The following is a 21,257-nucleotide window of genomic DNA, read 5'->3' on the forward strand; positions in this document are numbered from 1 at the left end:
TGGAAGATAAAAAATCTCCGTGTTTAGTATAGGAGGAAAGGCAAATGCAAAATTTCTTGTATTTGCCTTTTTTTGTTTGTAAAAAGGAGAAAAATCGCAGTTTTTGCTTGAAGGTTATTAATCTTTGTTAAAGATATTTTGATACGTTATACAAAAAACTAACTTTGTTACTTATAGCCTTTTACTATGTTGAATTTAGCATTCTTACTCCCTGTTTTATTGCTTGTTGAATTTTATACCTTTCAAGCGGTAAAACAGTTGACACGCCATAAATTTTTCCGAATATTATATTTTATCTGCTCTGCCTTGATTGTGGCTTATATTGCCTATGGATTTTCTCGTTTTGATCGTTCATCTGGACAAAACCACCAATCGATGTTGGCCGCAGCGTTGGTTATTCTAGTTTACTTACCGAAAGTATTAATCACAATATTGTTGCTTTTAGAGGATTTTGTACGTGTACTTCGCGGTACCATACACTACTTTAAAAGAGAGAAAATAACGCGAAAAGATAGATTCCTTCCAGAAAGACGAAAATTCATTACCCAACTTGCGTTTGGAATTGCGGCAATTCCCTTTATTTCTGTATTACACGGAATTACAATCGGACGCTACAAGTTTCAGGTACATAAACACATCTTGACTTTTGAAGATTTGCCAGAGGCTTTTGATGGATTCACTATTACACAACTTTCCGATATTCATTCTGGTAGTTTTGATAACCGAGAAAAATTAGAATATGCTATTGATTTAGTCAATCAACAGCAGTCAGATGTCTTGTTGTTCACTGGAGATTTAGTCAATAGTTTAGCAGGTGAAATGACGCCTTGGTTGGATGTGTTTCAAAAGATTGAACAACATCCCTTTGGCAATTATTCTATTTTAGGTAATCACGATTATGGAGAATACATCCAATGGGAAACGGATGAAGAACGCGAACGCAACTTTAAAGCCATTTGTAATTTAAGCCCCGCAATTGGAATGAAGTTATTGCGAAATGAACATGTGCGCTTGCAAAAAGGAGAGGATAGTCTTGTTATTGTTGGAGTGGAAAACTGGGGCGAACGCGCCCATTTCATGAAATATGGTGATTTAGATCAATCAACGGTAGGCGTAACAGCGGAGGATTTTAAAGTATTGTTGTCGCATGACCCTTCTCATTGGGAAGCGAAAGTATTGGATCATCCTAAAAACTTCCAATTGACTTTAGCAGGACATACCCATGGTAGTCAGTTTGGAATTGAAATTCCTGGTTTTATTAAATGGAGTCCAATTCAATACGTATATAAACAATGGGCAGGCCTGTATGAAAAGATGGGGAAAATGATCTATGTGAATCGGGGATTTGGTTATCATGCCTACCAAGGACGAACTGGGATTTGGCCAGAGATAACAGTTCTCGAATTGCGCAAGAAAAAATAGTTTATTTTGACAAAATGTAATATTTTTGTAAGAATAAGTTGTTAAAGAATAAGTAAAATCAGTAACTGAGAGATTTATGTCAAAATTCGGAGATTTAGTAACAGCAGAAGTACCTGTATTAGTATATTTTTATGCCCAATGGAATGAAGCATGTACTGCCATGGACACTGTAATCTATGAAGTTGCAGCTGCTATGGGAGATCAATTGCGTATCGTAAAAATTGATGTAGCTAAAAATAATGAGTTAATCGATGCGTTGCGCATTAAGAAAGTTCCTACGATGTTGTTGTACAAAAAAGGAGCTATGATTTGGAGACAAAGCGGAGTAATGGAAACAGAAGCCTTACTCAGCGTAACGCAAACCCTATAAAGTTGCAAAGGAGTAGCCTTCTTGCTTCAAATACTCAAGAAGTAAAGGAAGTGCATACTTCATGTTTTTTTCAGCTTTTAAACTATCGTGAAAAACGATTATACTGCCTGGTGTAATCCGTTTAATTGTGCGCTTTAGACATTGTTGCGGACTTAAACCTGCTTCGTAGTCTTTGGTGATAATAGACCACATGATAATCTCATATCCCTGGTTCAATAAATAATTGGCTTGTTTCTTCGTTATTTTTCCATACGGTGGACGAAATAAAGAAGTGCCTTCTTTGTGGTGTTTGACAATCTCTTGTTGGCACTGTTCTGTATTTGCTATGTACTCTTCAAGCGTTGTTTTCCATCCTTTTACATGATGAAACGTATGGTTGCCAATGCGATGCTGTTCTGCTAGGATGCGTTGAAAGATAGCAGGATGCTTTCTAATATTATCTCCAATACAAAAAAAAGTCGCTTGTATCTGATGTTGCTGTAATACATCCAATACCCATTCCGTTACTTCTGGTATAGGCCCATCGTCAAAGGTGAGATAAACCACTTTGTCTTTCTTGGATTTCTGCCAAGTATAACGAGGAAAAAGAAATGGAAGGATTCGCATAATTCAAAGATAAGAAAATTGGATTGTTTTTTTTGTGAGGTTAGTGAGGTTTGTTTTTTGTGCGATTTATCGATTAAAGACTAGGGAGTTGAATAAGGTTCCTTCAGCTTTCCTTCAACCCTTCTAGGACATTCCTTGGACATTCCTTGGACATTCCTTGGACATTCCTTGGACATTCCTTGGACATTCCTTCGACAAAAGGGGGGGGGCCTAGTATTCTCCAAGCATAGTCCAAGGAAAGTCTAAGAAAACTACAACAAAGCTACTGCATACCTTTATTTTTGGGTGAGGCGATGAGGGGGTGAGGCGGTGAAATCGGAACGTAACAAGCGTTGTATTCACCCCCAGTAACCACTCAGTATGTCTCCCTGAGGTAACGAAGGGTCGCATCCAGTGCTCACGCCATGCTGTGAGGGTACTGTGTGGAGTGGCTGATTAGAGTAACAAGCGTTGAGTAACAGATGCGATCCCTCCTTCGTCGGGATGACATACTGGGTGTGTAGCCATACTAAACGGGATACTGCGTGGAAAATCACGAAGAGCAAATCTCACAAAGTACAAACCTCACGAACCCTCACCAATCTCACCCTCTCATCGCCTCACCCCTTCAAAAACCCTCGACACTATCCAAAAAAATAGCAGTAAGCTTTCGCTCACTGCTATTTTTAACTATGGATGTGTTGGTGTGTTTTATTATTCTAATCCACCACCTAATGAACGATACAACTGTACTAAAGTAGTCAATTGAGTCAATTCTGTGTTGATGTAGCTTAATTCAGCAGCAAGTGCACTTTCTCTAGCTGTTAATACATCTAAATAAGTAGCCATACCTTGAACTAGTAGTTCTTCAGAGTATTCTGTTGCTAACTGATAAGCTTCGTATTCTTTTTTCTTTAAATCTAATTTTTTAGAAGCACTTTCATACGTGTATAACGCATCAGATACCTCTTTAGAAGCCGTTAAGATCGCTTTTTTATACCCTAAGTACGCTTGCTCTTTTTTCGATTGAGCTACTTGGTGTTGCGTTCTAATTTGTCTTCCATTTAATAACGGTTGAGTTAATCCACCGATTAAATTAGCAAATAAAGAGTTGGTGTTGAATAATTCATCAAAATCAAGACTTTGAAGTCCGCCATTTGCTGTTAAACGCAAAGATGGGTAGAAGTTAGCTCTCGCTACATTCGTCATCTCAAATGCGTTTACTAAACCGTATTCTGCTGCTCTAACATCAGGACGATTTGCCAACAACTGCATCGGAACTCCTACTGTTAAATCAGTATTTACTTTTTGATTGCTTAGTTTTTCTCTTTTGATTTCACCTGGAGTTTGTCCAAGTAAAATGCTGAATGTATTTTCAGTGATTTTGATGTTGTTGTTCAAGTCAACCAACAACGCTTGCGCATTGTACAATTGTGCTTGAGTTTGTTTCACTGCAATCTCATCCACTTGTCCAGATTCTTTCAAGGCTTGAATCGTCTCTAAACTGTTCTTTCTATTGGCAATCGTAAGTTCTGTAATTTCCTTTTGTCTATCTAAAGCAACAAGTTGAAAATACGTTGTTGCAATAGTTGAAATTAGTTGAGTTTTTACTGCTTGTTGAGCCGATACTGTTTGTAAATAGCTCGCTACAAAAGCTCTTTTATTACTTCTTAGCTTTCCCCAAACGTCTAGTTCCCATGAAAACTGACCTGTAATATCATAAAGGTCTGTTTTGATGCGTTGGTCACCACTAAGAATTCCCTGTGGACCGTTTTTCGATTGGATGCTATGCGTATAATTTCCACCAACACTCAAGGTAGGAGCAAAGCCCCATTTTCCTTGTTGCATATAAGCATGCGCTGCGTTAATGTTCTCAATCGCGATTAACAGATCTAAGTTGTTGTCTAACCCTGTTTCGATATGTTGAATCAAGGTTTGATCAGAGAACAGCTCTTTCCATGACATAGTTGCCATAGAAAGAGAGTCTGCTGTATTGCTACCTCTATATTGTTCCTCTTGAATAACGTCAGGTCTATCATATTTTTTTGCAACTATACAAGATTGCATGGTAAGCCCTAATATTGCAACAGGAATCGCTCTGTATATATATGTTTTTTTCATGTTATTCAGACTTAATTTCTTCAAATTTAATTGGTTTAATTTTCTCTTGAAGATATTGGAATATTGCATATAATACTGGAATTACAAACACTCCAATGATAGTACCAATCAATAGACCGAAGGCTGCACCTGTACCAATTGAACGGTTTCCGATATAACCAACTCCACCAGCAAATACCAAAGGCATTAATCCTAAGATAAACGCGAATGAAGTCATTAGAATCGGTCTTAAACGCGCTTTTGCACCGTTAATTGCTGATTCTACAATCGATTCACCATGTCTTCTACGTTGAACGGCGAACTCCACAATCAAAATGGCATTCTTCGCGAGTAGTCCAACTAGCATGACCAGGGCAATCTGGAAGTAAATATTATTTTCTAATCCTGCAATTTTTTGTGCAATGAAAGCTCCCATAATACCTGTTGGTAACGATAAGATTACCGCAAATGGCAACATATAACTTTCGTATTGTGCAGATAGTAAGAAATAAACGAATACCACACACAAGAAGAAAATAAGTACGGTTTGGTTACCCGCACTAATCTCCTCACGAGATAATCCTGTAAAGTCAATACCATAACCTGCAGATAAGTTTTGTTGCGCAACTTCTTGAACCGCTTTAATCGCATCTCCAGAACTGAAGCCTGGTTTAGGAGCTCCTGTAATATTTGAAGAGGTAAATAAGTTATAACGGTTAATAGATTGCGGTCCATATACTTTATTCAAGTTAACAAACTGAGTAATTGGCGCCATCTCTCCAGATCCTGTTCTTACATAGATCTCATTCAAGCTGTTTACATCTGAACGATATTCTGGTAACGATTGTACCATTACACGGAACTGTTTACCAAAACGCGTAAAGTCAGCCGCATAAATACCTCCAATATACCCTTGTAAAGCAGAGAAGATATCACTTACTAAAACACCTGATTCTTTTGCTCTAGCTACGTTTAAATCCAATTCATATTGTGCATAGTTCGTGTTAAATGACGATTGTGCATACATGATTTCAGGACGTTGCATTAAAGCTCCTAAATACTCTTTTGATTTTTCATCAAAGTCTGTCAAAGAACCTCCTGTTTTATCTAATAATTTCAACTCAAAACCAGATGACATACCGAAACCAGGAATACTTGGTGGTTGGAAGAAAATCATTCTTGCATCTTGGAATTGTGTCGCTGCTAAACCGAATAATTTTCCAATTACTACGTCAGTAGCTAATTCTGGCGCTTTTCTTTCTTTGAAATCTTTCAATTTAATCATCGCCATACCGTAGTTAGATCCCTGACCGTTGATGAAAGAGAATCCTGATACTACAGTTACCCCATCAACACCTGGAATTTGTTGTACCATTTTAGAGAATTCTCTCTGAATTGCTACCACACGGTCTTGAGAAGCACCTGCTGGTAATTCGATATTACCCATGATAAATCCACGGTCTTCGTTTGGTACGAATCCTGTAGGCATTGTTTTCGCTGAGTAATAAGTAATTCCTAAACACGCTAGTAAAACAACAAACGTTAACCATTTGTGTTTTAATAATAATTTGAATGAATTACCATAACGTTCTGTAAGGCTATTAAACGCAATGTTGAATGCTCTAAAGAAACGTTGAAGTAAATTCTTTCTCTTTCCATTATCTACTACATCGTGGTGTTTCAAGAATACCGCACATAAAGCCGGACTCAAGGTCAAGGCGTTTACTGCCGAAATTAAAATCGCAATAATAAGCGTAATACCAAATTGTTTATAGAATACTCCTGTTGGACCACTAATAAACGTTACTGGAATAAATACCGCCGCCATTACTAAGGTAATAGAGATAATCGCACCAGAAATTTCATCCATGGTACTCTTACTCGCTTCTAATGCATCTTCACCGGTGGCTTCCATCTTGGCGTGGACGGCTTCCACCACAACGATGGCATCATCCACCACAATCCCAATGGCGAGTACGAGGGCAAATAGCGTTAGTAAGTTCAACGAGAATCCAAAGGCATTCAAGAAGAAGAACGTACCTACAATCGAAACCGGTACTGCAATCAACGGAATTAACGTCGATCTAAAGTCTTGTAAGAAGATGTATACTACGAAGAATACTAAGATAAATGCTTCAATTAACGTCGTAACTACTTTACTAATTGATGCATCCAAGAATTCGTTCGTATCCATCAATACTGTATAGTGGATTCCTTCTGGGAAATTTTTGGATAAAGATTCTAATTCACTGTGTAAGTGCTTATTAATTTCTTGCGCGTTTGATCCTGGCGTTTGATAAATAGCCATGGCAACTGCTGGGTGTCCGTCTAATTCTGAGTTTCCTACATAAGACATCGCTCCTAATTCAATTTTAGCAACATCTTTTAGTAATAATACTTGTCCATTAGCTAAAGACTTCACTACAATATTTTCATATTGCTCTTGTGTTTTGTATTTACCGCTGTATTTGATAACATATTGGAATGCTTCCGCATTATTTTCACCCAATTGTCCCGCGGCAGCCTCCAAACTTTGTTCGTTTAATACGCGAACAACATCAGAAGGAACTAAGCCATAGGCTTTCATTTTTGATGGTTCAATCCAAATACGCATTGAGTAGTTACGAGAACCGAACGCTTGCGCATCTCCAACACCACTTACACGTTTTAACTCAGGAATAACGTTAATATTCATGTAGTTTTGGATGTAAATCGCATCGTAGTTTGGATTTTCAGAGTAGAACGAAAGGAACATCAAAGCACTCGTTTGTTGCTTTTGTGTGGTTACCCCTGAACGGGTTACCTCCGCTGGTAAAAGCGGTGTAGCACGAGCCACACGGTTCTGTACGTTTACTGCTGCAATATCCGGGTCTACCCCTTGTTTAAAGATTACTTGAATACTCGCACTACCATCATTACTGGCAGTAGAAGTAATGTAATCCATGTTTTCCACCCCGTTTACTTGCTCTTCAATCGGAATGATAACACTTTGCATTACAGTCTCAGCATTCGCTCCAGGATAACTGGCATTAATCTGTACTGTTGCAGGCGCAATATCAGGATATTGCGTCACAGGAAGTGCGGTCAATCCCAGCACCCCTAAGATTACTATTAGGATAGAAATAACTGTCGATAGAACAGGTCTTTCAATAAATGTCTTTAACATAGTTTAGAATGTAGGTTTGATGCTGTTGTTAATCTCTTCAATTGAAGTTGGCGCTGGCGTAATAGCTGAACCATTACGTAATGTACCTAATCCTGTCGCTACAACTGTTTGCCCTTTTTCCAATCCTGATTTTACAACGGCTAATTTGTTCACACGGTCAATCACTTCAATTGGGGTTGATTTTACGGTGTCATTTTCTACTTTGTACACATACACTTGTCCTTGTTGCTCGAAAGTAGATGATTCTGGAACAACCATTACATCTTTGTACGTTTGTGGAATTAATAATGTACCACTATTTCCTGTACTTAAGATTCTGTCTTTGTTCGGGAATGCTGCACGTACTTGTACTGTACCTGTAGCCGTGTTAATTTGACCACTGATTGTTTCGATTTTACCCGTATATTGGTAAGTCGTACCATTGGCTAATTGTAACTTCACTTCTGGTAAGTGGCCTAATTTTTCTTTTAACGAATTTCCTTCAATTTTTTCTAAGAAATTAAAGTACTCTTTCTCGTTCATTGAGAAGTAAGCAAATACTTCGCTATCGTCAGAAACAGTAGTTAATGGAGTAGGATCACTAGGTGAAATTAAAGTCCCCTCACGGAAAGCAATAGCTCCAACAATACCGTCTATTGGGCTTCTTACAATAGAGAAATCAACATTGGCAACCACACTATTGTAAGTTGCTCTTGCTGCTGCTACTTGACTTTGTGCACTAGCTAAATTTGCTTTTGCTGTTTCCAATTGAATGTTACTTACAATTCCTTTTTGGACAAGAGGAATTAATTTGTCAACATTCACTTGTGCTACATTTACTTGTGCTTCAGCTGTTTTAATTGCTGCTTTACTAGCATCTGCATTTTGTGATAAAATATTGGTCTCCAAACGGAATAAAGGTTGTCCTTTTTTTACCGTTGCTCCTTCATCCACATACACCTCCTGGATGTATCCTGTTATTTTTGCGCGAACGCTACTCGTAACTTTACCTTGAAGTGTAGTTGGGTACGAAGTATGACCCACAACATCTTGTGTTGGAACTTGAACAACTTTGTATGGCATTGGACCTTGCCCTCCTTGTGCTTGCTCTTTCTTTCCGCATGAAATTACGGCTAATGATGAAAGAGAACCAAGAACGATAGTATGCAAATAACGTTTCATATAAATTACTGGTTTGTACTTTTTAATTTTTCTATTGTGTTTGTTAACTGGATCTTACTGTTTTCTAGATGCTCAATGTAGAGCTTCATCTTCGCTTGACAGTTGTTAGAATTAATTAACCCTTCTTCAACAAAACCTTTGAGTTTGAGTGTTAAGGTTGATTCTCTGTCTAACATGTTCTTAATCAACTCCAATCGTGTTGTAATAAAATTAGAGTTCAAACGAAAAAATCGCTTCCGCTCATCAATCTTATTGAAATGTTCGATTTGATTGTTGCTGATTAGTAAATTTAAACTCGTCGATACGGAACTTTTACTAGCGTTTAGTCGTTCAACAAGTTCGTCAAATGTAACGCCGTCTCTGTTGTTATTGAACATGATGTAGGTGTAAATCTGAGCCGTAAGCGGCGAGAAATGATAGACTACTTCATGATGTGCACAGAAGTCTTGAAACAAATCGACTAATCTTTGATCGTATTGCATTATGGAAATAACTCTTAATAATAATTATACACGGCAAAGATAGTGTTAGTTTTGTTCTTACCGAACCAAACAAACTTAAAGTTCTCTTAAATTATGTGGACGTCGTCTAAATAATGTAGCAACTCAATGTTAAAAAGGGTTGGGAAGGTTTTTTTGTTTTTTATTTTGAACATTTTGGCTTTAAAATCGCAAAAAATATTTATTTTTTTTGGTTTTATGAATACAGTATGTTCGATAAAATTGCGTATTTGACAAGTTAAAAGGGGTTTTAGAAGGAGTTTAATTTTGAAAAAAAGATTGATTTAAACGCCGTTCGTCATAAAATTAGGGGGTTATTTGGGTGGAAAATGCGGTTGTGTAAATAAAAAAAGGAAGATGAGTGGTTCAGAAGAAGAGGTTTATAACGAAATAAGGGGGAGAAAAGATTTTTTTTAGGTGTTTGTTTAAGTATATCTCGTTGATATTCTGCATGAAGAAAAAAAAATGAAACAGAGGTGAAAAAAATATCTTTTTATTTCTTGCATAAAATTTGAAAAATGCCTTATATTTGCATCCACAATTGCGGAAGTAGCTCAGTTGGTAGAGCTCCAGCCTTCCAAGCTGGTTGTCGCGAGTTCGAGCCTCGTCTTCCGCTCCAAAACTTGATGAAAGTTTTCAAAGATCATCACCTGCGGAAGTAGCTCAGTTGGTAGAGCTCCAGCCTTCCAAGCTGGTTGTCGCGAGTTCGAGCCTCGTCTTCCGCTCCAAAACTTGATGAAAGTTTCTAAAGATCATCACCTGCGGAAGTAGCTCAGTTGGTAGAGCTCCAGCCTTCCAAGCTGGTTGTCGCGAGTTCGAGCCTCGTCTTCCGCTCCAAAAACTTGATGAAAGTTTCTAAAGATCATCACCTGCGGAAGTAGCTCAGTTGGTAGAGCTCCAGCCTTCCAAGCTGGTTGTCGCGAGTTCGAGCCTCGTCTTCCGCTCCAAAACTTGATGAAAGTTTCTAAAGATCATCACCTGCGGAAGTAGCTCAGTTGGTAGAGCTCCAGCCTTCCAAGCTGGTTGTCGCGAGTTCGAGCCTCGTCTTCCGCTCAAACAAAAAGCCTGCATTAGCAGGCTTTTTTTATTTTAAATCACTTAGATCTGTATTCGGTACAACCTCATAAGCTGCTTTGCCTTGTTCAAATATACGGGCATGGAGTGCTCCTTCTAATATAATGCGGTCACTAGAAACCTTCAACCAACTTCCTTCTCTTAGTCCTACAACGGGTTGGGAATTTATCGTGTGAAATTCATTAATTCTCGTTTCTCTCGTTTCTCCCATATGGGTAGATCCTTCAATCGGGTCCAAATAGTGCGGATTGATATTGAACGGTACAAAACCAAAAGTTTTAAACGACGGTGGATAAGTGATAGGCATATCATTGGTCGTTTCCATCGTTAAACCGCAAATATTGCTTCCAGCACTACAACCTAGATAAGGCGTTCCGTTGTTGACCACTTCCGTAATAGTCTGTACTAAATCGTGAGCATATAACTGTTTTACTAATAAAAAGGTATTTCCACCTCCTGTAAATATTCCTGTAGCTTCTTGAATTGCTCGCTTAGGGTTGTCAAATTCGTGCAATCCTTTTACTTGCACATCAATGGATTGAAATGCTTCGCGTACTTTTGCTGTATATTCGTCGTGACTAATTCCACTTGGGCGTGCATACGGAATAAAAACAAGTGTTGAACCTGCTTTGAAATGGTTTTGTAAAGTTGGTAGTAAGTACTCCAAATATCCTTGATTGTAGATTGTTGAGGTACTGGCTATGATTAAGTTTCTCATGATTGCTTTATTAAGTAGAACAAAAATAGACTTTATTCGGCAAATGAAAAAAGTTGTTTCCTCTAGGTGAATTTTATATTTAACATAACTTTACACGATTAAAATTTTGCTTTATGCTTTTATAAGATATTTTTACGGACTTCATTAATATATTAGTAGATGAGATTAGTTTTAACCTTTTTATTGTTGATAGTAGGAGTAAGCGTATGGGCCCAGAATAGAGTGCCTTTGCAAGGGAAAATCGTATCTCGAAGCAAGGACTTGAAAGGGATTTATGTCTCAAATATCAATACAGGTGATGCCTTGGTAACGGAACCAGGAGGGTATTTTTCAATTCAAGCACAAGAAAAGGATACCTTAATGTTTTCAGGCCCCTTGTTTATTGGTTATCGCTATGTATTGGATGATATCGATTTTAAACGCGATATTGTTTTAATTCCGCTTGAACCCAATGATCTCAATCGACAGTTAAACGAAATTGTTATTACTCATATTTCCTCTTCTTCTTTGGGATTAGTTCCAGAAGGTGCTAGGCGTTATACGCCTGCAGAACGCCGATTGTATACCGCTACTTCGGGATCGGGAATTATTCCTGTCAGTGCAATTGTCAATTGGATTAGTGGACGTACGGCTATGCTAAAGAAAGCATTGAAGTATGAAAAACAAGAAATGAGAAAAGATAAGTTCTTGAACATCATGGACGAATATGTGCTGATTAAAGATTACAGTATTCCTAAAGATTATGTCGTAGGTTTTGCCTACTATGTTTCGGATGATGATATTATGTCTGGTTATTTGAATGCAGGTAGTACTGAGAAAGATAAAATCTCTTCTAGAGCGGGAGTTTTGGCCTTAGAATTTTTAGATTTATTAGGCGATAAAATAAAGGAAGAGCCTCAGCAGAAGAATTTAACAATAGAACAAGTAAATTTAAACGAGCAGAAAGCAACTAAAAAATAATAAACGTTGTAGATTTGTATCTTAACTAAAAATAGAGTTATGTTTGGAATAGGAGGAGGAGAACTGTTTTTTATCATATTAGTCATTTTAATGCTTTTTGGTTCTGATAAAGTACCAGAAATGGCCAGAGCTTTTGGTAAATTTATGGCTCAAGTGAAAAATGCTACAAATGATATCAAACACGAAATCAACAAAAGTGCCGACGAATCAGGTATCAAAAAAGATATTGAAGATGCCTTGAATATAGAGGCTGATATCAACCCTATCAAAGATATCCAACAAGAAATTGAGAAACAAAAAGAGGATATTGAAAATATTACAGGGCCAATTAAAAGAAGAAATTAATGCTAGATCAATTAGTACAATTAGATAAAGAACTACTTATTTATTTTAATGGATTAGGAAGTGAAACTTTCGATCCCTTTTGGTTGTTTATTACGAAACAATTAAACTGGATACCCTTTTTTGTGCTATTGGTTTATTTAACTTATCGCAAAGTATCACTAAAAAAATTAGGGGTTATTATTTTAGTATTAGCGGGCTTGGTTGCCTTTACGGACCAAATGACGAATTTAGTGAAATACGCCGTTGCTCGCCCTAGACCTTGTAATACAGAAGATATTCAAGCGTTGATTCGCGTAGTGAAATGTAGCCCATCATTGAGCTTCTTTTCAGGACACGCATCAAATTCCATGGCAAACATGCTTTTTATGTTTATGGTGCTGAGACGTTACTATAAACATGCCTATTTGGTGTTTATCTTTCCTTTAGTATTCGCGTATAGTAGAATCTATTTGACCATGCACTTTCCTTTTGATATTTTAGTAGGATATTGTTTTGGTTTATTATCAGGAACGCTATTCTATCAAATCTTCTTGTGGATTGAAAGAAAATACAACGATAAATTGATATAATAAAAAAGGGATTTGGCTCAAACCAAATCCCTTTTTTTATCGTACTCTCGAAACAGTTAACCCATCTCGAATCGGAAGTAAAATCGTTTCCACTCGAGGATCTTCTTTCAATAGTTTATTGTATTGATCTAAGGCAAGCGTACTTTTATCATTGGCCTTGATTTCTTCAATCACTTTTCCTGACCACAATACATTGTCAGATAAAATAATTCCTCCAGGATTCATTTTGTTAATGATCAATTCAAAGTAATTGCTGTAATTCTGCTTATCAGCATCAATAAAAACTAAATCGTATTTCTTATCTAATTGAGGAATGATATCTAAAGCACTTCCAACGTGTTGTGTAATTTGTTTACCATAAGGAGATAAATCAAAATACTTGCGTTGAAAGTCATACAATTCTTCATTGACATCAATAGTGTCTAACGTTCCTTCGGGGTGTAAGCCTTCAGCTAAGCTCAAAGTTGCGTATCCTGTAAAGGTTCCAATTTCTAAAATATGAGTTGGACGAACCAATTTAGCAATCATGCTTAAAAAACGCCCTTGAAAATGCCCGCTTAACATTCTCGGTTGTACTACCTTTTGATGCGTCTCTTTGTCAAGTTGTGCCAATAGTTCAGGTTCATTTTCACTGTGATTTGCAGCGTAATCTTCGAGTTCTTTGGATATAAAGTGCATATAAGAAGCGTATTTAAATTAAGAAAATCAAGTTGCAAAGATAAAAGGCTTTTTGCAATACCGGACTATTTTGTTGTTTTTATAAGAATGCTAGCAAAATCCGTCAAACAAGGAAAAAAAATGGTAAATTTAACTACCAACTAGAATCAAATGTTATGAAAATACTATGGAAATTCCTGAAAGGACTGGCTATTATTATCGTGGGAATCGTCATTCTAGCTTATGTATTTAAGGTCGATTACTTATTTACAGCGGTGCGAACCATCTATTTCAATGGATATAAGACAGCATTCTTGGATGATTATCACTATTTCCCAACACGAGACATTCCTGCAGGAAAAGCACAGCCCTGGCCTGTGGCTAAGGATTATAATTCCGTTGAACCTACTGCCACTTTAGCAAGTACCCATAAAGATTTGCAAACCATTGCTTTTTTAATCATTAAGAATGATAGCGTTTGGCATGAAAGTTACTATGATGGGTATACTGCCAATAGTAAAACGAATTCTTTCTCTATGGCAAAGAGTATAGTATCAGCGGCTTTAGGAAAAGCTTTGCAACGTGGCGAAATCAAGAGTTTAGATGATAAAGTGATTCAGTATCTTCCAGAACTAAAAGGAAAATACAAGAATGAGGTAACAGTTGGAGATTTATCTTCGATGGCTTCTGGTTTGGATTGGGATGAAGGGTATTACAGTCCCTTTTCAGTGGTTACACAAGCCTATTTTGATAAAGACCTACGCGCAGTGATGTTGGGCTTGGATATCAAAGATCAGCCAGGGAAAGAATTTATCTATAAAAGTGGGGATACTCAATTATTGGCCATGGTTTTAGAAAAAGCAACCGGACAAACACTTGCTGCTTATGTGTCAGAATATTTTTGGAAACCAATGGGGGCTGAAAATGATGCGTTATGGCAAATCGACCACAAAGGAGATGGAATTGAGAAATCATATTGTTGTTTTACAAGTGGAGCTAGAGATTTTGCGCGATTTGGTAAGTTGTATAAAGACTTTGGAAAGTGGAAGGGAGAACAAATCCTAGACAGTACATTTGTGGCTAAATCGATTGTCCCTCGATTTGAATCTAGCCCAGAATATGGCTATTGTTGGTGGTTGAAAAATTACAAAGGACAAGATTTCTTTTATATGCGCGGGCATTTAGGACAGTTTACCATTGTATCGCCAAAAGATAATGTTATTATCGTTCGCTTAGGTCATATTAAAGGACTACAAACAGAAGAAGACCCACATAGCAATGATTTATACACCTATATTGATGAAGCGTATGCCATGTTAGCGCAACGAAAAAAATAATTATGTTAGATCGAATTAATTTATCTCACGTCTTGTTTTTAGATATTGAAACTGTTCCGCAAGAACAAGATTTTCAACAGCTCCAAACGGAAGAGCAAGTATTGTATGAAGAGAAAACGCGTTATCAACGCAAAGGAGAAATTACAGCAGAAGAGTTTTATACTCAAGCGGGAATATGGGCAGAATTTGGTAAGATTGTTTGTCTTTCGGTAGGTTATTTTACGTATAAAAAGGGAGATCGTCAATTCAGAACCACTTCTTTCATTGGAGAGGAGGTGAAAATTCTTACGGATTTTACGAATCTACTAACGTCTTACTTTAACCATGGAGAACACTTATTGTGTGGGCATAATGCAAAGGAGTTTGACTTTCCGTATATCGCAAGAAGAATGATTATTCACGGATTAAAAGTACCTGCGAAATTAAATTTAATGGGAAAAAAGCCTTGGGAGGTTCCGCATTTAGACACCATGGAAATGTGGAAATTTGGCGATTATAAACATTATACCTCGCTGAAATTATTGACGCATATTTTGCAAATTCCCTCACCGAAGGATGATATTTCAGGAGCAGATGTAGCCCAGGTATACTACCAGGATAACGACATAGATCGCATTGCACGCTACTGTGAAAAAGATGTCATTGCAGTGGCGCAAATCTTACTGCGTTTACGTGGAGAAAAAATCCTAGAAGAAGATGAAATTATAGCGGTATAAAAAAAAGAGTTAAAAATATTGGAAAACTTGCTTTTTATAAAAAAATAATTTCTAGCTTTGTAAGCAGTAAAAAAATAGAGAAAAAATATATTATGTCAACAATTCAATCGTATTTTCATAAATCAATGTGGTGTTCTACACAAGAGGTGAGTGGATTGGGATTGTTATTTTAAATAGATATAATAATTAGATATACGTAAGCCTCTGTTTGTAAACAGGGGCTTTTTTTTTAAATCATACGCAATGAGACAGCAAATTCAGTATTTATCGAACCCAACATGTTATATGTGGATGTTTATTAAACATTCGCCTAATCGCTTGTTACCAGAACTGAAGCAAAAATCCTAGCGTTTTTTAAATAAAAAATGATTAAGTGTAATATTTCAAGTCCTTTTGGTAACGTACGACGACCAAAAGGACTTTTTTTTTGAGGTAAAGTGTCGTGATTCAAGTAAAAACAAAAAGCAAAATGAGTAAAAAAGTAGTAAAAGTATTAGGTTTTTCAGTACGAGAAAGTCAGTTGGCAATCAAGACAGCGAACTTTTCATTTACTGTAAAAGATGGAAAAGAATTGGTCAAAGAAGCCCAAGTGGATTCAGAGGAATTGATCTTAGCCAAATTAGCGGGAAGTATCCATGCAATTGGAAACTTAATCGGTTCGACTTTGAACGTGGATTTAAAATCAATTCAGATTGAGGTAAGTGGCGTATTAGATGAAGCTTTGCAACAAAAACATTTGGATGCAGGGGTATTTAAAAAAATTGATGTGATTGTGAAACCAACATCGACGGCTTCTATTATCCTATTGAAAGAATGGATAGATGCAGTGAAATTAGCTTGCCCTGTTTTCGCTAATTTTAAAGCACAAACTCCAACGATTGTAACGTTGGTAAAGGAATATGATCATGTAAATGTAGCGTAGTATGTCTGACTTTAGTTTTTTAATTGTGATTTGGTGTTCGCGGTAGAGCGAATAGCTTCTTGCTCCGGCATTAAATCACAATTAAATATCTTATTTTTGTTTTAGACACCGTTAACTCATTTTTATGTCAGAACAAACACCGCTACTTCACGTAAAGGATCTTCAAATTAGTTTTCAACAGAACAAAGATTGGAAACCGATTGTACAGGGAGTGTCCTTTGATTTGCACCCCAACCAAATTTTGGGTATTGTGGGTGAATCAGGATCGGGAAAATCGGTCAGTTCTTTGGCATTACTAGGTTTATTACCTGAAAAACAAAGTAAAATTGTCGGGCATATCGTGTTTGAAGGACAAGATTTAACGGCTTTTACGGAAGAGGAATACCGACAAATTCGAGGGAATAAAATCGCTATGATTTTCCAAGAGCCTATGAGTGCGCTGAATCCTTCGATGCGTTGTGGATATCAGGTGGAAGAAATGCTTCGTTTGCATACCCATTTGAGAGGAACTGCCTTAAAGAATAAGGTAATCGAATTATTTACTCAAGTGAAATTGCCTGTTCCAGAAGAAGCTTATACTAAATACCCACATCAATTATCAGGAGGGCAAAAACAACGGGTGGTGATTGCTATGGCGATTGCTTGTAAACCGACGTTGTTGATTGCTGATGAACCAACGACAGCTTTGGATGTTACTGTTCAAAAAGACATTATCCTATTGTTGAAAGAGCTACAAGCGGAGACACAAATGGCCATGATCTTTATCTCCCATGACTTAGGATTAGTTTCTAGTATTGCGGATGAAGTAATGGTTATGTACCAAGGGAAAGTGGTTGAAAAAGGAGCTACTCAAGCTGTTTTTACTACACCTCAAGAAATTTATACCCAAGCTTTAATTGCCGCTCGACCTTCGAGTGAGGTGCGATTAAGACGCTTGCCTACCATTCAAGATTTTATCGAAAAACGCGTAAGTTCTGCGGTTGTTTCTCAAGAAGAGCGCCGAGAATTTCAGGAAAAAATCTATGCGAAATCACCTTTGTTAACCGTCAAAGACGTGGGGAAGGAATATGTATCTACCGTTGGATTATGGGGTAAGAAAACGTTTCGCGCCTTAGATCAAATTAACTTCGAAGTATATGAAGGGGAAACATTGGGATTGGTTGGAGAAAGTGGTTGTGGAAAATCCACATTAGGGAATGCCATTCTTCAATTAGACCCCGCTACTCAAGGGGCTATTTTTTATCAAGGAAAAGATATTACACAAATAAAAGGCAAAGCACTTCGTGCATTGCGCAAGGATATTCAAATCATTTTTCAAGATCCTTTTTCTTCTTTAAATCCAAAGCTAACAGTTGGACAAGCCATCATGGAACCCATGATGGTGCATGGACTATTTGGCAATAAAAAAGAGAAGAAACAAAAAGTACTTCAACTTTTACAGCAGGTAGGTTTAACGGAAGAAGCCTTTGATCGTTATCCTCATGAATTTTCTGGCGGACAACGCCAACGTATCGGAATTGCACGTACGATTGCCGTTCACCCGAAGCTAATTATCTGTGACGAATCAGTTTCTGCATTGGATATTTCGGTTCAAGCCCAAGTACTCAATTTGTTGAACGAACTGAAAGAACAATATCAATTTACCTATATCTTTATTTCACATGATTTAGCTGTTGTCAAGTATATGTCAGATCAAGTTATGGTGATGAACAAAGGACAAATCGAAGAAAAAGGAGAAGCGGATGCTTTGTATGCTCATCCTCAAACCGCTTATACGAAAAAGTTAATTGCTTCTATTTTGGAATAATATTTTCATGTTATTGTTTTGATTAAGTTAAAATTGGTTAACTTTAACTTAATTAAAATAATAAATTATGAAAAAATACACCTTTCTAGCGGGGATGCTTTTAATGGCTACCTTTTCGTGGGCTCAAATAGGCCCTATTCAAAATAACAATGTTTTTCCTGAGTTTGGAAAAGTTGGAATTGGGACTATTCATCCTCAAAGTGCATTACATATTAAAGGTGGTTTATTCTCTTTACCAGGTTCTGAACCTGAGAAAGCAGATATTTGGATTGATGGAGGGAGACTTTTTATTGGAAATGTAGATCAAAATGCTCTAGGAGATTTTAAGGAAATAAAATATAAGTCAGATGGCTCTTCCATGATTGAATCTCGTTATCCTTTTTACAGACTAGTATTTAATACACCAAATTTCGATCGAAATGTAGTTGATATTGCCTTTGCACATGCCAATTTGGCTTTTTCAGATTTAGCAAAAAAAGGAGATGGTGTGTATCGCTATATCGGGAAGGGAAATCTTATTTTTGGTAATGAAAATGGTTATTCTACTAATACAATAAAATTTACAACCAAAGCTCCAAATGAAACCAAGGCTAGTACCAAACTCTTCATCGGAAATAATGGGAATATTGGAATTGGTACAGAATCACCGGATGCAAAACTTGCGGTTAATGGAGATGTGCATGCTAAAGAAGTGCGAATTGATTTAACAGGATGGCCAGATTATGTTTTTGAAGAGGCTTATGTTTTACCAACAATCGAGGAAGTAGAACGCCATATTAACGAAAAGGGGCATTTAATCAACATTCCTTCTGCAACTGAAGTGGAAACTGGTGGTTTGCATGTCAGTGATATGATTAAAAAACAACAGGAGAAAATAGAAGAACTGACGTTGTATATCATTGAATTGAATAAACAACTACAAGAAGTTAAGGCAGCAGTTAATCAAAAAAACTAGATTCAGATGAAAAAAATATTCATACTTTTTGTATGGTGTTTGGGATTATCTGCTCTAGGTCAAGAGAATTTAATTTACCAACAGATACAAAATGAAAAACTGAACGGAGAAAAATTCACTCCTGTTCAAGGGGCTTTTAAGCCTGATAAATTAGATCCTACTGTAGCGAAAGAGTTTAAAAACAGTAAAGAAGTTGATTTTTTTCAGTTTGATGCGAAAGTAATTTCACATAAAGAACGCTCATTTAGTTTGGATCTACCGTTACACAATCAAACCATAACCTTGGAATTAGTAGCCGTGGATGATAGTTTCTATGACTATGAAGTGGTTACGGATAAAGGAAAAAGTATTCCATCAAATCGAAGCGTTAAACATTATCGAGGAGTTGTGAAAGATGATTTCAAGAGTTTAGTAGCGATAAGTTTTTTTGAAGATGAAATAGGAGGGGTAATATCTAATAAGTATGGTAATTTTAATATTGGAACAATTTCCAAAAGAGGAGTGATATTTTATAAAGATAGCAATTTAATTAAAGAGTCTGATTGGGTATGTAAAGAAGTTGAAATAGAAGAAGAGAAAGTAATGATGAGTGTTAAGGACCTGAATTCTAATGCTTTAGAAGGTAGGGAGTTAATTTCTAATTGTGTAAAAATACAATTAGATGTAGCTTATGATGTATATACATTTAATCAGTATAATTTTTTGCGTACTGAAAGTTATATGGCTACTCTTTTTAATCAAGTAGCCCTTCTCTATCAAAATGAAGGAATCCGTATTGGTATTTCTAATATAAGAATTTGGACTTCACCAGATCCTTTTGCTACTCTAGATCCCGCTAGTGAAGAACAACTTACTTCCTATCGATCTTATGTCTCTGGAAATTTTTCAGGAAATGTTAGTATGTTGTTTACCAAAAGGACAAATGGAGGAATAGCTTATCTTAACACTAGTTCAACGTTATGTAGTAAAAAAAGCAATAAGGTTGGTATCTCAGGTATATTGGGAAATGTAAATTTGGTGCCTGTTTTTTCCAGACCAGTTAAAGTTGTCACTCATGAGTTAGGGCATATTTTTGGGTCTCATCATACACATGCGTGTGAATGGAATGGAAATAATACGGCAATAGATAATTGTGGTACGTTTTATTTTGATTACAATGGACAATTTAATAGTAGTACCGAAGGATATTATTGTTATGACGCAAATAACCCCATGTTACCTCCACAAGGAGGAACAATCATGAGCTATTGTGACCAATTTTTTCCTGGAAGTCCAGGAGTAAGTTTTAGTGAGGGATTTGGACCACAACCAGGGAATCGTATTAGAACAACAGTTGCTTTGTCATCAAATATGATTTTGTTAAAATGTTTAAACGATTGTCCAATCAATTGTATGGAAAATATTGCGGTTACTTCAACAGTATCAAATTTAATTTACGATTTAAAGCAAGCTTCTTATACTGTTACAGCAACTAATCTTATTGAACCAGGAGGAATGGCCGTTTATTTAGGTAATTCAGTTGTATTAAAAAATGGATTTAAGGCAACTGAAGGTGCGGTGTTTTTAGGGAAAGTGCTTCCATGTGCAGGAAATACTAGAGTAACAAGTGTTGCAGTAGATTTTACAGAAGCTCAAGGCATAAATGAAGAAAATCAATCAATAATACAAGTTTTTCCAAATCCAACCTCAGATCAAGTTACCGTTACATCCAATCAAGCTATTGTATTTTGGGAGCTATTTAATGAAATTGGACAAACAAGTAGTCGTGCTAAAGTAAACCACCAGAAGGAGTTTCAAGTGGATCTTACCCAGTTGAAAAAAGGGTTGTATTTGATTCGATTTACGATGGAAGATGGAACAAGTCACAGTCAAAAAATAATCAAAAAGTAAACG

At 36.7% G+C, this 21,257-nt stretch carries 18 protein-coding genes and 5 tRNA genes; 16 read left to right on the forward strand and 7 right to left on the reverse strand.

Features of this window, described 5'->3' with window-relative positions; genetic code table 11:
* Positions 1–186: 186 nt before the first annotated feature.
* Both M2306_RS16275 and M2306_RS16280 read left to right on the forward strand, forming a co-directional pair.
* Positions 187–1,422, forward strand: coding sequence for a metallophosphoesterase (locus tag M2306_RS16275; RefSeq protein ID WP_259190250.1), 1,236 nt, complete (start codon positions 187–189; stop codon positions 1,420–1,422).
* A gap of 76 nt (positions 1,423–1,498) precedes the next feature.
* Positions 1,499–1,792 carry a thioredoxin family protein gene (locus tag M2306_RS16280; RefSeq protein WP_060874777.1) on the forward strand — a complete coding sequence of 98 codons (294 nt, stop codon included), beginning with the start codon at positions 1,499–1,501 and terminating at the stop codon, positions 1,790–1,792.
* Here M2306_RS16280 and M2306_RS16285 read toward each other — a convergent pair.
* The 5 genes from M2306_RS16285 to M2306_RS16305 all read right to left on the reverse strand — a co-directional run bounded on the left by M2306_RS16285 (position 1,787) and on the right by M2306_RS16305 (position 9,286).
* Positions 1,787–2,398 (reverse strand): polysaccharide deacetylase family protein, encoded by a 612-nt coding sequence (locus tag M2306_RS16285; RefSeq protein WP_259190249.1) that lies wholly within the window; start codon positions 2,396–2,398, stop codon positions 1,787–1,789. The genes M2306_RS16280 and M2306_RS16285 overlap by 6 nt on opposite strands.
* Positions 2,399–3,091: 693 nt before the next feature.
* Positions 3,092–4,498 carry an efflux transporter outer membrane subunit gene (locus M2306_RS16290; protein ID WP_259190247.1) on the reverse strand — a complete coding sequence of 469 codons (1,407 nt, stop codon included), beginning with the start codon at positions 4,496–4,498 and terminating at the stop codon, positions 3,092–3,094.
* Between the two features lies 1 nt (position 4,499).
* Positions 4,500–7,643, reverse strand: coding sequence for an efflux RND transporter permease subunit (locus tag M2306_RS16295; RefSeq protein ID WP_259190245.1), 3,144 nt, complete (start codon positions 7,641–7,643; stop codon positions 4,500–4,502).
* Positions 7,644–7,646: 3 nt separating this feature from the next.
* Positions 7,647–8,804, reverse strand: a complete 1,158-nt coding sequence (locus tag M2306_RS16300; RefSeq protein WP_115091833.1) for an efflux RND transporter periplasmic adaptor subunit — start codon at positions 8,802–8,804, stop codon at positions 7,647–7,649.
* Between the two features lie 5 nt (positions 8,805–8,809).
* On the reverse strand, positions 8,810–9,286 hold the full coding sequence (locus M2306_RS16305) for a GbsR/MarR family transcriptional regulator (RefSeq protein ID WP_115091832.1): 477 nt from the start codon (positions 9,284–9,286) through the stop codon (positions 8,810–8,812).
* Positions 9,287–9,847: 561 nt separating this feature from the next.
* Between M2306_RS16305 and M2306_RS16310 the strand changes: the two genes are divergently transcribed.
* From M2306_RS16310 to M2306_RS16330, 5 genes are all read left to right on the forward strand, one after another.
* Positions 9,848–9,923: transfer RNA gene (locus tag M2306_RS16310), tRNA-Gly, on the forward strand.
* A 33-nt stretch (positions 9,924–9,956) separates the two neighbouring features.
* A tRNA-Gly gene (locus tag M2306_RS16315) sits at positions 9,957–10,032 on the forward strand.
* 33 nt (positions 10,033–10,065) lie between these two features.
* A tRNA-Gly gene (locus M2306_RS16320) sits at positions 10,066–10,141 on the forward strand.
* A gap of 34 nt (positions 10,142–10,175) precedes the next feature.
* A tRNA-Gly gene (locus M2306_RS16325) sits at positions 10,176–10,251 on the forward strand.
* A 33-nt stretch (positions 10,252–10,284) separates the two neighbouring features.
* Positions 10,285–10,357 (forward strand) — tRNA-Gly (locus M2306_RS16330).
* 31 nt (positions 10,358–10,388) lie between these two features.
* On the opposite strand, the gene pepE is transcribed toward M2306_RS16330, so the two are convergent.
* The gene (gene pepE / locus M2306_RS16335; RefSeq protein WP_259188951.1) at positions 10,389–11,096 is read right to left on the reverse strand and encodes a dipeptidase PepE; all 708 of its coding nucleotides are present in this window, start codon (positions 11,094–11,096) and stop codon (positions 10,389–10,391) included.
* A 159-nt stretch (positions 11,097–11,255) separates the two neighbouring features.
* On the opposite strand from pepE, the gene M2306_RS16340 reads away from it, so the two are divergent.
* Genes M2306_RS16340 through M2306_RS16350 form a run of 3 tightly spaced genes read left to right on the forward strand, consistent with a single transcriptional unit; the run spans position 11,256 to position 12,970 of the window.
* Positions 11,256–12,056 (forward strand): hypothetical protein, encoded by an 801-nt coding sequence (locus tag M2306_RS16340; RefSeq protein WP_259188950.1) that lies wholly within the window; start codon positions 11,256–11,258, stop codon positions 12,054–12,056.
* Positions 12,057–12,095: 39 nt separating this feature from the next.
* Entirely contained in the window at positions 12,096–12,401 is a 306-nt protein-coding gene (locus tag M2306_RS16345; RefSeq protein ID WP_002987759.1) for a Sec-independent protein translocase subunit TatA/TatB, read from the forward strand.
* Entirely contained in the window at positions 12,401–12,970 is a 570-nt protein-coding gene (locus M2306_RS16350) for a phosphatase PAP2 family protein (RefSeq protein ID WP_259188948.1), read from the forward strand. The genes M2306_RS16345 and M2306_RS16350 overlap by 1 nt, the downstream gene beginning before the upstream one ends.
* 36 nt (positions 12,971–13,006) lie before the next feature.
* Here M2306_RS16350 and M2306_RS16355 read toward each other — a convergent pair whose 3' ends face one another.
* Positions 13,007–13,648, reverse strand: coding sequence for an O-methyltransferase (locus tag M2306_RS16355; protein ID WP_115091828.1), 642 nt, complete (start codon positions 13,646–13,648; stop codon positions 13,007–13,009).
* A gap of 155 nt (positions 13,649–13,803) precedes the next feature.
* Here M2306_RS16355 and M2306_RS16360 point away from each other — a divergent pair, with 155 nt between their 5' ends.
* From M2306_RS16360 to M2306_RS16385, 6 genes are all read left to right on the forward strand, one after another.
* Complete coding sequence (locus tag M2306_RS16360; RefSeq protein ID WP_259188946.1) at positions 13,804–14,964, forward strand: serine hydrolase domain-containing protein; 1,161 nt, start codon at positions 13,804–13,806, stop codon at positions 14,962–14,964.
* Between the two features lie 2 nt (positions 14,965–14,966).
* Positions 14,967–15,680: a 3'-5' exonuclease gene (locus tag M2306_RS16365; protein ID WP_259188945.1), complete on the forward strand. Its 714-nt coding sequence runs from the start codon at positions 14,967–14,969 to the stop codon at positions 15,678–15,680.
* Positions 15,681–16,149: 469 nt separating this feature from the next.
* Positions 16,150–16,602, forward strand: a complete 453-nt coding sequence (locus M2306_RS16370) for an OsmC family protein (protein WP_002987750.1) — start codon at positions 16,150–16,152, stop codon at positions 16,600–16,602.
* 124 nt (positions 16,603–16,726) lie between these two features.
* Positions 16,727–18,409, forward strand: a complete 1,683-nt coding sequence (locus tag M2306_RS16375; RefSeq protein WP_259188943.1) for an ABC transporter ATP-binding protein — start codon at positions 16,727–16,729, stop codon at positions 18,407–18,409.
* Positions 18,410–18,476: 67 nt separating this feature from the next.
* The gene (locus M2306_RS16380; RefSeq protein ID WP_115091825.1) at positions 18,477–19,364 is read left to right on the forward strand and encodes a hypothetical protein; all 888 of its coding nucleotides are present in this window, start codon (positions 18,477–18,479) and stop codon (positions 19,362–19,364) included.
* A 6-nt stretch (positions 19,365–19,370) separates the two neighbouring features.
* Positions 19,371–21,254 (forward strand): zinc-dependent metalloprotease, encoded by a 1,884-nt coding sequence (locus M2306_RS16385; protein ID WP_259188940.1) that lies wholly within the window; start codon positions 19,371–19,373, stop codon positions 21,252–21,254.
* Positions 21,255–21,257: the final 3 nt, after the last annotated feature.

The sequence above is a fragment of the Myroides gitamensis genome, from assembly GCF_029894455.1.
Lineage (GTDB): Bacteria > Bacteroidota > Bacteroidia > Flavobacteriales > Flavobacteriaceae > Flavobacterium > Flavobacterium odoratum.